The following is a 12,407-nucleotide window of genomic DNA, read 5'->3' as shown; positions in this document are numbered from 1 at the left end:
AGGCAAAATATGAATCCACGAAAAAGCAAACAGGCACGTATCTTTTTGGTTCTTAGTTGATTATTTTGTGTATGTGATGATTACAATTTCAGTAGTTGGAACCTTAATAGCCAGCATTGCTGGTATGGGTAATGCTGCATCGAAAATTACAATCATTGCAGGCAATATTACTTTCATTATGTATGTTGTAATGTTTTTTCTGCTTGGCTTTGAGAGTAAGATCCACAAATATGTAGTTATTACTGTTGCAGTTGTTTCTGCCTTAGTTGGTATAACTGGCTATATAAGTTTAGTTCCAGGCTTTAGTGCAGAAATAGTTTGGCAGCTTATTCAAGTTATTGCTGGGCTGATCATCGCTTCCGCCTTGTTTGCACTTGCTAAATTTTTGTTTTATCCCAAAGAATAATACTGGTTTATTTTTCATTTGAATCTCTCAAAAGGATATTGTATAATCACTTAAGAAATAATTAAAAATGAGAAGCAGGTGAGAATAATGGATGGACATATGAATAAAAAAGAGTTAACGCATTGGATGCATATGAGAAAATACAGAAAGTATATTCTATATGCAGAATTAGTTTATGTGTTTATTTTATTAATTACCTTACTGTATAACTTTTCTTTGTTTATGCATTTAATTGTGTTCCAGGGTATTGCTATTTTTGCTTATCTAGTAATTGGTTGGATCTTTGATAGGGGTGATCCAATCTTTAGATATCGTAAACGGGATACCTTCTGGGAAAGCGTCACTAGTATTAGGATAACGAAAATGTTTGTTTTACGCTTCTTTGAAATGATTCTTTTCATTGCAAGTGTCGGAATTGCAGGCGCTTTTACACGTGAGTTGTTTGCCGATCTATTTCGCAAGACTTTGAAGGGATCAATGGCAAGTTTAATTGAAAACGTCTGGCTATATGGAGATTTTATTTGTGCACTTTTAATGCTGGCCTTAGCTATTAGTATTTTGCAAGGTAGTAAAAAGGCCATTCGTATTCTTAGCTGGTTAGCTTTTGTACCTATTTAGTACTGGCTGTATTTCAGCAAAAAATGCTAGTGGCAATTGTTATAGCTGGCCTGACTGCGATTGCTGGGATCTGGCTATCTTACAGAGCAAAAGTGTAAGGGATGAGAAAATGATCGATCCGAATAGTAAAACTTTTCAAAAAGTCTTCAAAAATAAGCGGCGTACCAGATTTATTATTTATGCCGAATTGCTTTATGCACTGATATTGTTTTTGGCAGTCATTTATGATATTGCTATTTTCTTTCGTTTGGTAGTCATTCAGTTCGTTGTGTTGTTTGTCTTCTTTGCACTGGGCTGGTTAATTGATCGGCATGATCGCAGAACTGGCAAGGCAATTACTAATCAAAAAGATCATGCTTTCTTTTTGAAAACCTTTATGGAAGAAACCCCAATTCAAAAACAAAAGTCAATTTTTCGTACCGTTAGCTTCATTGCAATAGTATTATCATTTTTAATTGCTGCTTTTTCCTGTGAACAGGTCTTTGCCTTAATTGCACTGAAGCCGGCTAGTGGAGCTGCTGGCATTATCCAAGATGTGGTTTCTTATGGGGATGTTTTTTATTTATTGACAATGTCCGGCATCATGTTCGGCTTGCTTTTTGGTAAAAAGCGCTTAGAACGTGATTCCAGTTTAGCTTCATTATTTTTATCCTTATTATTAATTGCATTTTTGCCAACCTATTGGTGGATTTATCTTTGTGGTATTTTGGTTAGCGTGGCTGGCTATGTCCTTTATCGTTTGAATCAGCTGTAAAAACATTACATAAACTTCCAAGCAGACTAGGTAAAATTAGTCTGTTTTTGTTATGATAAAGAAGCTAGTTTAAAGATGAAGGATTGAAGAATGATTACACAAAAACAACGTCGACTTTGGGCATTCTTAGCTGCCCTGGCCTGTGTCATGTGGGGAATTTCAGGCTTATTTGCTAAGAGCTTATTCAATATTAGTTCAGATATTACGCCAATGTGGCTGTCGCAGATTAGAATGGTTACTTCAGGCATTATCTTATTGATTGTTGCTGGTTTCTTGAAGCAAAAGCCGCTAGCTACAATGAAGAATAAACATGATGCGTGGGTGATTATTGCTTATGGTATTTTTGGGTTATTACCCGTGCAATTATTTTATTTTATTGTAGTACAGAAGGCCAACGCCTCAATTGCCACGATTTTGCAGTTTGTAGGACCATTTTTTGTAATGGCTTATTTAGCAATTACGCACAAGCAAATTATGCGTCGCATTGATGTGATTGCCGCAATTTGTGCATTTATTGGCGTAGTTCTCTTAGCAACACACGGACGTTTTAACCATTTTGCCATTACGCCAGCTGTCTTGTTCTGGGGAATGCTATCGGCTGTGGGAGTAGCCACGAATACATTGATTCCCATTAATGTGTTAAAGCGCGTCTCTAGTTTAGTCGTTACGGGCTGGGGATTATTATCTGCAGGTATCTGCTTAATGCTGGTTCATCCGCAGATGCCTCATATTCCTAATACGCCACATGTTTGGCTAAACGTGACAGCGGTAATCGTAATTGGAACTTTGATTCCGTTCCAATTAATGACAAATTCGTTGCGGTTCATCAAGGCATCAACGGTCAGTTTGCTCGATGCCTTTGAACCATTTTCGGCTACAGTAGGATCGGTTTTGTGCTTTGGCTTAATAATGACGCCAATGGATTGGGTCGGCTCGATCTTAGTTGTATTGGCAGCAATGGCCTTGAATATTTCACCTAAGAAAAAGAAGAGCAGAAAGTCACACGCATAGAAAGGGTATGTCATGGTTGATTCAAAGACGCGCAGACTGTGGACTTTTTTAGCGGCATTAGCAGCTGTCATGTGGGGCATCTCTGGACTATTTGCCAAGGGATTGTTTAACATTAGTCCTAAAATTACACCAATGTGGCTGACGCAGATCAGATTAATTATTTCTGGCATTGTTTTGTTAGTAATAGCAGCCATATTGAAGCAAAAACCAATCGCTAGTTTAAAAAATAAGCATGATGCTTTAGTTATTTTAGCTTACGGAATTTTTGGCTTATTACCCGTGCAATTATTTTATTTTATGTGTATTCAGGTGGCTAATGCATCTATTGCGACGATTTTGCAATTTATTGGGCCGTTTTTTGTACTCGGCTATTTAGCTATCACGCATAAGCAAGTAATGCGACGGCTTGATATTTTGGCTGCAATTTTTGCCTTTTTGGGTGTATTTTTACTATCGACGCATGGCCAGTTCGATCATTTAGCTATTACGCCAGTTGCTCTGTTCTGGGGATTGCTCTCTGCTTTAGGGGAAGCGGCTTATACTTTGATTCCCGTTAATATTGTCAAAAGAATGTCGACTTTAGTAGTCACAGGTTGGGGGATGCTCTTTGCTGGAATTAGTTTGGTGATTATTCAACCGCAATTTCAAGCAATTCCTAATCAGCCATCTGTCTGGCTATATACTGCAGCGGTCATTATTATTGGAACAATTATTCCGTTTCAACTAATGGCGAACGCTTTGCGTTATGTTGTTCCATCTACGGCAAGTTTATTGGATGCCTTTGAGCCATTCTCAGCGACGGTGGGATCAGTGCTGTGCTTTGGCTTAGTAATGATGCCGATGGATTGGGTCGGTTCGGTCTTAGTAGTTGTAGCGGCGATGGCATTAAATTTAACACCGAAACAAAAGAAAAATAAGATCAATCCAAAAACGAAGCCTTAATTGACTTCGTTTTTTTGAGTTATTAAGTTTTTGTTTTCTCGGATACCTTAATTTTGCGCTTTTCATAAAGATAGGCAATTGGAAATTGAATAATTACTACAGCTACTGTAAACCATAACATCCATGTTGATAACAAAGAGTTGTAGTAATCAGAAACTAATATTATTCCTTTGGCAATAATAACCTCAAGCTGCCTAAGCCAAAACTTTTTCATATGGATCACCGCCTAAAAGTAGTATTTACTAGTTAATAACATAATAATATGCTTTATTTAAAAACATTGATGCTCCAGACTTATATACAATTTTTACTCTTTTTCCTTAATGGTATGCTTTAGTTATGGCATTTCTAAAGCTAGGGTTTTGATACATTGATAAGCCAATAGCTGCTCCCGTTTTCGGGAAGAATGCACCAACAATCTTTTCAATGATTGAAGTTGCTTTATTTACATTATGAAATCCTATGAATAAGTTAATACCTGCGATTACTAGGAACTGTATTAAGATGTCCCAGTAACCTACTTTGGTCAAGCAAAATAGTTGGTATCTTTTATAAAATGGTAAACAAGCTAGTGCAATTGCTACGATAATTAAAATGATTGTTATTAAAGTTTTAGTGTCTATTGTTGTCCTTATGATGTTGATATTTATTTTGCATCTTTATATCAATATATATTCCAGCCGCAATTAATAAGCTCCAAATAATTGTATACGGGATCCTGACTATTACGAGGGTAATATAGGCACCCCAATCCAAAGTAAATGGAAATACTAAAAATATCCATGGAAGACTGATTAAAGCCACCATTACCAGCTTTCGATAGGGATAATATCTTTTATAAGTTACATACACCTTCTGAATCCTGAAGCGCCCAGTTTATATCCTGATAAATTCTACTTTTTCTATGAGAATTATTATAACTTTGTAATCTGTAAGTGTCAATATTTTTGCGGTAGGCTATTAACCATTAGTCTGACCTTAATTTCTTAAATATTTATTTGACTTAATTTTCTGCCGAAATCATCCAAATAGCTATGACCTGCTGTTAAGCTTTCAATGGCGCCGTGATGAATGCCCAGATGAGCTTCATGCGTCTTTCTTAGGCTGGCACGAACTGCACCTTTCAGGTCTTTTTGATCACCAATATCGAGCTGTCCACCTGCAAACTCACTGCTAAGCCAGTATTCCAGCTCTTTGTTTTTAATCAAGTCAGCACACGCAAAATACCCTCAGCGCCATTCTCTGACCAGTATTTTCCTTGTCCTTTGACGCGATAAGTATATTTACGGTGATTGCTCTCACAGCAGCCAATTGCCTTAATTACGGACAAATGACGCATCTTAAACGGCTTAATATCCACCCAGCGACGATGAAGATAGCTGCGCAGCCGCTTTAGGTTTTCATGATTTTCTGGCGTATTCAGCTCATCAATCAGATTGCTTTCAATCGTGTCTAAAATCACGTCAGTCAAGTGGCGATCATACTTGAACTCAACTGCACTGATCAATTTGCTTGGCATAGCCGGCATAAAGCCTAAACGGTCCTTGATCTTTTTATTCAAGTGAAAGACATCCAAGAAGGGTTCGTGCTGCCGGCAATAGCCAACTATTTCATCAAAGTCTTTCTTGGCATAGCCAGCACCGCCATCGGCATTACTGATGATTAAAGTATTGCTTAAATTAATAATATCCTCGCAGACTTGATAGCGATGAAATTCCAGTCGCTTCTTGGTGCCCTTGATCACAACGCCATCGCCTTCAAGATAAAGCACTGGCACCTTTTTCTTTTGGGTAATGCCATCGTATCTTTCCTCAGACTGCTGCTGTGCTTTAATCTGTTTGCCTGCTTGCACAATCAGCTTGCCAACTTGGCTGTGACTAATCTTAAAACAAGAAAGGGTATTAACTGCTAAAGCAGTATTGCGGTAAGTAGCCACAGCACTAACCTGCAAAACATCTTTTACTGCCAAAACGCTGTAACGCTTATATTTGTCATAGCCCATCAGCTTATCCAGTGGATATTTAGCCTTTTTGCCAGGACAAGCATATCTTCTGCGCCAATAGCTAATCTCACCAAAGGCAGTCACAACTGAGCGCTTATTTTTCTTTTCGATCTGATAGCCTTGCTTTTTAGTCTCTTCAACTAAGCCGGCATCAACTTCTTCTAGTGCTAATTTCATTAATTCTCTAATCAGATCAAAGAAGTAGCACATTAATGCCTTTTCACGAGCAATAACATTATTTTCAGACTTAATAATTTTCACGATATCAGTTATAATAGATTCCATAAAAGACCAGCTTCTAATGTGTTTTTTGTTCTTAACATCAGACTACTGGTCTTTTTGTTTGAGCTCAAGTCCAAATTCAAAGGACTTGAGCTTTTTTAATTATTTATTCAACTTACCGCAAAAAATTATACACTTAGTTGTAATCTATTAGCCCAAGTTTGACATCTATCTGATACGGCAGCACTACTTACAGTTCCAATTAAAGAAGCCCAAGGGAAACCAACCATACCAGCTGTTCCTGACACATCTCCGACGGCTAAAGCACCAATGTAAATGTTGTTATATATATTAACACGTGTTCTTACAGCAGCATTGCTTCTAAAGATGGATCTAACACCCCAAGGATATGTTCTATTCTCATTTGCTGGCCGCTTGGCTAGTACTATAAATGGAGAATTTGTATCAAGAGATATTGGATCTGCAAACTTAGTTTGTAGATCAATTACTAAATTTTGATTTTTAACTACTCCATTTGCAATGTTTAATTGATTTTGGGCATTCTTTTTAGTCTGTGTGTCAATATTTGAATTTTGTGGAAGACGGAGTACATACTGATTATCTTTGACAGTTACATACTTATCTATTTCTTTAAATTGAGATGGGACCGTATATGTAGTTGAGGTTGTTTCATTATTTTTAATTGATTTAGAGGTATCAGAACCAACAGTATCAGCAGAAACTGTAGTTACAGGTGCTATAAATCCTAAAGCTAACGCACTAACAGAAAGTATATTTATTAATTTGATTGATTTTTTCATTTTTATATCCTCCTCAAGAAAATCTTAATTGGTTTACGGATATAAAGTAGCATGCTTAATTTTTGTAAAAATAAAAATGCCAAAATATTGGCAAAATTGCTAAGAGAAATATATTTCTTTAACTTGTTCATATGCTGTTTTAAAACCAGCTTTTAGATCAAGTAGTTGCTCAAATTCGAGAATGTGTAATTGTCGAATTATTTTACTGTCATCTTGAGTTGAAATATATTCTATTAACTGATGCATAAAATTTTGTCGAATTTTTTCGAAAGCATAGTTGTCTGATAAATCCCACTTTTGTCTTAAAAGTTGATCTAACTTAGTAGCTAAATTAATGTCTGACTTTATAAGAATAAATTCAGCATTTATCAGCGTATTGTAAACGGCATTGATCCATTCTCTGTTGTTAATGTTGTGCTTTTGACGATAGTAATTTAGAGAATAGGCTAGACTGTAAATATTTCTGGGACTCATTAAGTTTTGTGTGTTTCCGAAGAAATAAATATCTTCGAAATTCCAAATTTCTTCTCCATCTAAAATCCTTTTAAAATGGGAGATGATTCGTAGTTTATGGGAAGTAGATGTTATATCTTTTCCTGTAAGATCCATATAATAATTACATGCCACAGCAGCACGTAAAAAGCTAATCCTGTCTGTGAGATTGCGATGACTTATTTCAAGATATTTATTGGCATAATGCAATAATCTATCAATTTGATTGTTAACGTAGGCGACAGAAATTTGTGAAGTGGTTTGCTTGAGGTAACTATTTATGCTACTTTCTAAAAAGTCTATTGGCTGGACATTAATTTTTTTGAGTAGTAAAAGAACTTTGGCAAAGTCTAACTCGCCTTTGCCAGTTTCCCAGTTGCCTAGAGATTGCCTTGAAGTTATTCCAGCTGCAGCTTGGGCTAAAGTTATATGTTGTTGTTTGCGTAATTGGCGGAATTTTGATCCGAAAATTTGATTATTCATAATAGAAAGGTCTTTCTTATGATGAAGTATTTTTTAAAAAAGAAATTAGTAAGTTTTTATTCAATGGTGGATTAGTAGTAATTGGAGTTGTGTTGCCTGTGCTTGAACAAGTGATTTAGCATTTTAATTAATGTTAAAATACGCCATGCATGGTTTGTTCAACTACATTATTGCTTTTTAATGTAACAAGTTTAGTGAAAACAAAGCAAGGCTTTAAGCAACATAAAATAATACAAGTAGAATATTTTCTAATCATACAATAATTTACAAAATTTACCGCTTTTTGTTACATTGCTTAATTAGATAGTAGTCAGTTTAACATCAAGTTGTAATATTTCTCCGGTATTATATAAACCGTTGAGTGATGAAACACATCACTACAGATAAAGTATATAAGGAGAAATTTAAGTGAGTTTTAGATGTAGTTTAGTTAAGGTTGTCGCAGTTTTATCATTATTCTTAACAGGTACATCCCTGATTAATGTGCCTAATGTGAATCAAACACAAACTGTTCAGGCAGCCAGCACCAAGGAAAAACGCAACGCTGTAGTTAAGCTTGCTAATAAACAAGTCGGTAAGCGTTACGTTTACGGTGCTACTGGTCCATTTTCTTTTGATTGCTCTGGTTTAGCTCAATACGTTTATAAAAGGGCTGCTAAGAAAACCTTGCCTCGTACTACCTTTGGTCAAGTTACTAAAGGCAAACGCGTTTCAATGAATCATTTAAAGAAGGGTGATTTATTATTCTGGGGCTCAGCTGCTTCTCCTTATCACGTTGGTATTTACGTAGGTGGCGGCAAGTACGTTCACGCTGCAACGCCAAGCCAAGGCGTAAGAAAGCAAGCATTGAGTGGCTACTTCTACCCATCAGCTGCTAAGCGTGTGTTAAATTAATTTCGAAAAGCAAATTAAAAGCGAAATCCAAATTTGAGGATTTCGCCTTTTTTATTTTATTGGTTCAGTTTGCTTCATGCGTTCATCATGACGTTTAATGATCATTTTTACAATAGCGTTGGCTACGTTAGTATTCTTTAGAAGTGGCCCGTGTGAGTATGAACCGATGAAGTTGCGGTAGCGCAGGCCTTCGACGTGATCTTGTGGGTTGTTGCCATAGCCTTCGATCATGTCGCCGAGGGGATGCAGCTTATCTTTATTATCAAAGTAAGTTTGACCTGAATGATTTTCAAAAGCTTTAACTTCGCCCCATTCGGTTATGTAACGCGTATCGTCGATCATTCGCTTATCGCTCTTGAAGACCGTGTGCAAAGGCAGGATGTCTAACCCAGGAATAGTAACGCCTGAGTTAGTCTTATAATAGCTGCCCATTAATTGATAGCCACCACAGATGCAAAGCATTGGATTATCTTCATTAATGTACTTTTCCAATGTTTCTTTGTGGCGTGGTAAGTCTTTAGCAACGACAGTTTGTTCAAAGTCCTGGCCACCGCCGAAGAAGACAAAGTCATAGGCAAAGGCATTGAATTGATCGCCTAATGAGATGTTGTCTACTTGAGTGTCATAGCCTTCGCGTTTAAGTAAAAAACTGAGGATCTTGACGTCGCCGGAATCGCCGTAAGTGTTCATCAAGTCTTCGTAAAGATATGCAATTTTGATTAATTTATCGCTCATATTATTGTCCCTTAATTCGTTTGATTTCTTCTGTCTAGTATAGCTTAATAGCGAAAGTGGGGCAAAGGATTAGTAGTGGTTTGCTTTAATCAGCACTATTTTGATAATCCTAACTGCTTATCTAGTTTCTTAAATATTTCTTTGGTACTGAGGCTTTTACCATTATCCATTTCTTCTGCATGTTTAGCCAATCTCGCTTCTAATTCTTCTTTGGTCATTTTGTTCATGTAAAATATGTAGATATTATGTAAAAGGCAATTGCTAAAGATTTTAGGGTATAATGGCTTGAATATGTTAATTCGAATTAGAGAGCTAATATTTTCTAACATAAAGGATAATATACTACTTTGGTTTCACCACATTTGTTTAATTTTTGGATTAATGCCTTAGTGAGTACATTGTGTGGTGCAATTATAGCTATTGTCCTTTACAAAATTTTTGAAAACAGAAAATAGTTTACAAAAAATAATCATCTAGTTTTTTTGATTAACTAGATGATTATTTCTTATCCCACACTATCTTCCGCAGCCCAATGATTAATCGGACCCCACTTAGAACCAACATCAATCGGGTGCGAAATAGCTTCATAGGTAAAATCTTTTCCGATCTTGACGGCATCGATAATTGATTTCCCCTTAGCCAGTTCTGCTGCAATGACAGCAGAGAGTGTGTCACCAGTACCGTTCACGCGGTCGGTCTTAAAGTGCGGTTTGGTGAATTCATGAAATTCGCCGTCTTCAGTAAGCAAAATGTCGGTTACTTCAGGTTGATCCGTGTCATGACGCCCCTTCATCAAAACATTCTTAGCACCCATCTTTTGCAACAATTCAGCACCTTGATGAATTTCTTCCATATTATTTAACTTTAAACCAGTCAATTTTTGTTGTTCATAAAAGTTAGGCGTAATTACGTCAGCAAGTGGCAATAGTCGATCTAGAAAAGTTTGATAAGCATCGTCGTCAAGCAAAGTAGCCCCATGCTTGGTGATAATCACTGGATCAAGCACGATTTTACCCATATCGTATTTTTCTAAGTTGTCGGCAACGCAGTCGATAATTTCTTTATTAGCTAGCATCCCCGTCTTAGTCGCATTAATCTTGAAGTCGTCATTTAATACGTCAAACTGCTTTTGAATAAAGTCTACCGGCATAATCTGTTGAGCAAAAATACCCTTAGTATTGCCAGCTACTGCGGCAGTCATTAGCCCCATGCCGTAAACGCCACGTGCATAAAAAGAATGCAAATCGGCTGGCATGCCCGCACTGCCGTCGCTGTCGTTACCTGCAATAGTTACCACAATTTTTTGATCTTTAATCATTCTTGCACCTCTTATTATTGTAGTTATGAAAATTATAGCTTAGATAGTAGAGGAACTGCTAGGATCTGCACCTAAAAAACAGTAAACTTATAAGAAAACGCTTTTAAAGAAAAGAGATATAGGAATGGCCGAACAATATATTTTAGCAATTGACGAAGGAACTACTTCAACGAGGGCGATTATCTTCGATCATCAGGGGAGAAAAGTAGCAGTAGCTCAAAAGGAAATCACGCAATATTTTCCAGAACCTGGCTGGGTGGAGCATGATGCTAATGAAATTTGGATAGCGGTCCAAACGACTATTGCCAATGCCTTTATCAACTCGGGCATCTGGCCTAGTCAAATTGCTGCAGTGGGCATTACCAATCAGCGAGAAACGACAGTTGTCTGGGATAAAGATACAGGCAAGCCAATATATCATGCCATTGTTTGGCAATCACGGCAGACGACACGATTAGCTGAGCAACTGAAAAAAAGGGGTTATAGCGAAGAAATTAGGGAGAAAACTGGCTTGATCATTGATCCATATTTTAGTGCAACGAAAATTCGTTGGATCTTGGATCATGTACCTGGTGCGCAGGAAAAAGCAGAACAGGGTAAACTCTTATTTGGCACAATTGATAGCTGGTTAATGTGGAAGTTGACGAATGGCAAGCAGCACGTGACGGATTATACCAATGCTTCACGGACAATGCTTTTTAACATTCATGCCCTTAAATGGGATGAAGATATTCTGCGGTTGCTTAATATTCCTAAGCAAATGTTGCCCGAAGTTCATTCTAATTCTGAAGTGTATGGCAAAACGGCAGATTGTATGTTCTTCGGTGGTACTGTACCCATTGCCGGGATGGCTGGCGACCAACAGGCTGCTTTATTTGGTCAATTAGCCTTAAAGCCTGGAATGGTTAAAAACACCTATGGAACAGGTGCTTTCATTGTGATGAATACTGGAGAAAAGGCTACTAGTTCTAATCATAATTTATTAACTACAATTGGCTATAGTATCAACGGTAAAATCACTTATGCTCTAGAAGGTTCAATTTTCGTAGCTGGCAGTGCAATCCAATGGCTACGCGATTCGATGAAGCTGATTAAGCATGCGCCAGATTCTGAACAAGCGGCTTATGAATCAACCTCTGAGAATGAAATCTATGTCGTACCAGCATTTACGGGACTAGGTGCGCCTTATTGGGATGCGGAAGCACGTGGCGCAATTTTTGGTGTTACACGTGGAACTACGGATAAAGATATGATTAAGGCAACGCTGCAGTCGTTGGCTTATCAGACGCGGGATGTAGTTGATACTATGCAGAAAGACTCCGGTATTAAAATTCCAACTTTGCGCGTTGATGGTGGGGCTAGCAATAATAATTACCTGATGCAATTTCAAGCAGATATTCTGAATACTAAAATTGAACGAGCTAAGATTTTAGAGACAACCAGTATGGGTGCCGCATTTTTGGCTGGACTTGCTGTAGGCTATTGGAAAAATATTGCTGAATTAAAGCATATTTTCACGATTGTGCAAGCCTTTGAACCCAAGATGGGCAATCTGGAACGAGTTAAATTGTATGCTGGTTGGCAACGGGCAATTAAAGCAACGCAGGTTTTTGCACATGGAGAGTAAATCCTAAGAGTTGATCAAGATCAACTCTTTTTTGCTATAATAAAAGTACTATATTAACATTTTCACAAAGAAAGGCGTTGAG

General features: G+C 37.3%; 13 protein-coding genes and 1 pseudogene. 7 read left to right on the top strand and 7 right to left on the bottom strand.

Annotated elements, in window-relative coordinates:
* Positions 1-76 precede the first annotated feature (76 nt).
* The 5 genes from ICI50_RS09730 to ICI50_RS09710 all read left to right on the top strand — a co-directional run bounded on the left by ICI50_RS09730 (position 77) and on the right by ICI50_RS09710 (position 3,731).
* Positions 77-406, top strand: a complete 330-nt coding sequence (locus ICI50_RS09730; protein WP_143445831.1) for a hypothetical protein — start codon at positions 77-79, stop codon at positions 404-406.
* 87 nt (positions 407-493) lie between these two features.
* Entirely contained in the window at positions 494-1,024 is a 531-nt protein-coding gene (locus ICI50_RS09725) for a hypothetical protein (protein ID WP_013854874.1), read from the top strand.
* A gap of 109 nt (positions 1,025-1,133) precedes the next feature.
* Positions 1,134-1,778 carry a hypothetical protein gene (locus tag ICI50_RS09720; protein ID WP_013854873.1) on the top strand — a complete coding sequence of 215 codons (645 nt, stop codon included), beginning with the start codon at positions 1,134-1,136 and terminating at the stop codon, positions 1,776-1,778.
* 90 nt (positions 1,779-1,868) lie between these two features.
* A complete protein-coding gene (locus ICI50_RS09715) occupies positions 1,869-2,789 on the top strand; it encodes an EamA family transporter (RefSeq protein WP_013854872.1) in 921 nt (306 codons plus the stop codon).
* A gap of 12 nt (positions 2,790-2,801) precedes the next feature.
* Positions 2,802-3,731 (top strand): EamA family transporter, encoded by a 930-nt coding sequence (locus ICI50_RS09710; protein ID WP_013854871.1) that lies wholly within the window; start codon positions 2,802-2,804, stop codon positions 3,729-3,731.
* 22 nt (positions 3,732-3,753) lie between these two features.
* Here the strand turns inward: ICI50_RS09710 and ICI50_RS09705 are convergent, their stop codons facing one another.
* From ICI50_RS09705 to ICI50_RS09690, 4 genes and pseudogenes are all read right to left on the bottom strand, one after another.
* Positions 3,754-3,945 carry a hypothetical protein gene (locus ICI50_RS09705; protein ID WP_054640608.1) on the bottom strand — a complete coding sequence of 64 codons (192 nt, stop codon included), beginning with the start codon at positions 3,943-3,945 and terminating at the stop codon, positions 3,754-3,756.
* 772 nt (positions 3,946-4,717) lie between these two features.
* Positions 4,718-6,018, bottom strand: a pseudogene (locus tag ICI50_RS09700) (UPF0236 family transposase-like protein).
* A 125-nt stretch (positions 6,019-6,143) separates the two neighbouring features.
* Positions 6,144-6,776, bottom strand: a complete 633-nt coding sequence (locus ICI50_RS09695) for a hypothetical protein (protein ID WP_188891624.1) — start codon at positions 6,774-6,776, stop codon at positions 6,144-6,146.
* Positions 6,777-6,875: 99 nt separating this feature from the next.
* On the bottom strand, positions 6,876-7,751 hold the full coding sequence (locus ICI50_RS09690; RefSeq protein ID WP_013854867.1) for a helix-turn-helix domain-containing protein: 876 nt from the start codon (positions 7,749-7,751) through the stop codon (positions 6,876-6,878).
* Between the two features lie 408 nt (positions 7,752-8,159).
* On the opposite strand from ICI50_RS09690, the gene ICI50_RS09685 reads away from it, so the two are divergent.
* Entirely contained in the window at positions 8,160-8,645 is a 486-nt protein-coding gene (locus tag ICI50_RS09685; RefSeq protein ID WP_054640325.1) for a C40 family peptidase, read from the top strand.
* Positions 8,646-8,696: 51 nt separating this feature from the next.
* On the opposite strand, the gene ICI50_RS09680 is transcribed toward ICI50_RS09685, so the two are convergent.
* From ICI50_RS09680 to thiD, 3 genes are all read right to left on the bottom strand, one after another.
* Positions 8,697-9,380, bottom strand: coding sequence for a type 1 glutamine amidotransferase (locus ICI50_RS09680; protein ID WP_013854864.1), 684 nt, complete (start codon positions 9,378-9,380; stop codon positions 8,697-8,699).
* A gap of 95 nt (positions 9,381-9,475) precedes the next feature.
* Complete coding sequence (locus tag ICI50_RS10975) at positions 9,476-9,598, bottom strand: hypothetical protein (protein WP_013854863.1); 123 nt, start codon at positions 9,596-9,598, stop codon at positions 9,476-9,478.
* A 287-nt stretch (positions 9,599-9,885) separates the two neighbouring features.
* Entirely contained in the window at positions 9,886-10,698 is an 813-nt protein-coding gene (gene thiD / locus ICI50_RS09675; RefSeq protein ID WP_013854862.1) for a bifunctional hydroxymethylpyrimidine kinase/phosphomethylpyrimidine kinase, read from the bottom strand.
* Positions 10,699-10,822: 124 nt separating this feature from the next.
* Between thiD and glpK the strand changes: the two genes are divergently transcribed.
* Positions 10,823-12,325 (top strand): glycerol kinase GlpK, encoded by a 1,503-nt coding sequence (gene glpK, locus ICI50_RS09670; RefSeq protein ID WP_013854861.1) that lies wholly within the window; start codon positions 10,823-10,825, stop codon positions 12,323-12,325.
* Positions 12,326-12,407: the final 82 nt, after the last annotated feature.

Source organism: Lactobacillus kefiranofaciens (assembly GCF_014656585.1).
GTDB lineage: Bacteria > Bacillota > Bacilli > Lactobacillales > Lactobacillaceae > Lactobacillus > Lactobacillus kefiranofaciens.
The sequence above is the reverse complement of the archived record's forward strand: the minus strand, read 5'-3'. Positions and strand labels throughout refer to the sequence as shown.

What these genes read in the sequence shown, in the direction of transcription:
- ICI50_RS09725 (WP_013854874.1), top strand. Translation starts at nt 494, where the DNA reads ATGGATGGACATATGAATAAAAAAGAGTTAACGCATTGGATGCATATG.
- ICI50_RS09695 (WP_188891624.1), bottom strand. Translation starts at nt 6,776, where the DNA reads ATGAAAAAATCAATCAAATTAATAAATATACTTTCTGTTAGTGCGTTA.
- ICI50_RS09705 (WP_054640608.1), bottom strand. Translation starts at nt 3,945, where the DNA reads ATGAAAAAGTTTTGGCTTAGGCAGCTTGAGGTTATTATTGCCAAAGGA.
- glpK (WP_013854861.1), top strand. Translation starts at nt 10,823, where the DNA reads ATGGCCGAACAATATATTTTAGCAATTGACGAAGGAACTACTTCAACG.
- ICI50_RS09720 (WP_013854873.1), top strand. Translation starts at nt 1,134, where the DNA reads ATGATCGATCCGAATAGTAAAACTTTTCAAAAAGTCTTCAAAAATAAG.
- ICI50_RS09710 (WP_013854871.1), top strand. Translation starts at nt 2,802, where the DNA reads ATGGTTGATTCAAAGACGCGCAGACTGTGGACTTTTTTAGCGGCATTA.
- ICI50_RS09690 (WP_013854867.1), bottom strand. Translation starts at nt 7,751, where the DNA reads ATGAATAATCAAATTTTCGGATCAAAATTCCGCCAATTACGCAAACAA.
- ICI50_RS09715 (WP_013854872.1), top strand. Translation starts at nt 1,869, where the DNA reads ATGATTACACAAAAACAACGTCGACTTTGGGCATTCTTAGCTGCCCTG.
- ICI50_RS09680 (WP_013854864.1), bottom strand. Translation starts at nt 9,380, where the DNA reads ATGAGCGATAAATTAATCAAAATTGCATATCTTTACGAAGACTTGATG.
- ICI50_RS09730 (WP_143445831.1), top strand. Translation starts at nt 77, where the DNA reads ATGATTACAATTTCAGTAGTTGGAACCTTAATAGCCAGCATTGCTGGT.
- ICI50_RS10975 (WP_013854863.1), bottom strand. Translation starts at nt 9,598, where the DNA reads ATGACCAAAGAAGAATTAGAAGCGAGATTGGCTAAACATGCAGAAGAA.
- thiD (WP_013854862.1), bottom strand. Translation starts at nt 10,698, where the DNA reads ATGATTAAAGATCAAAAAATTGTGGTAACTATTGCAGGTAACGACAGC.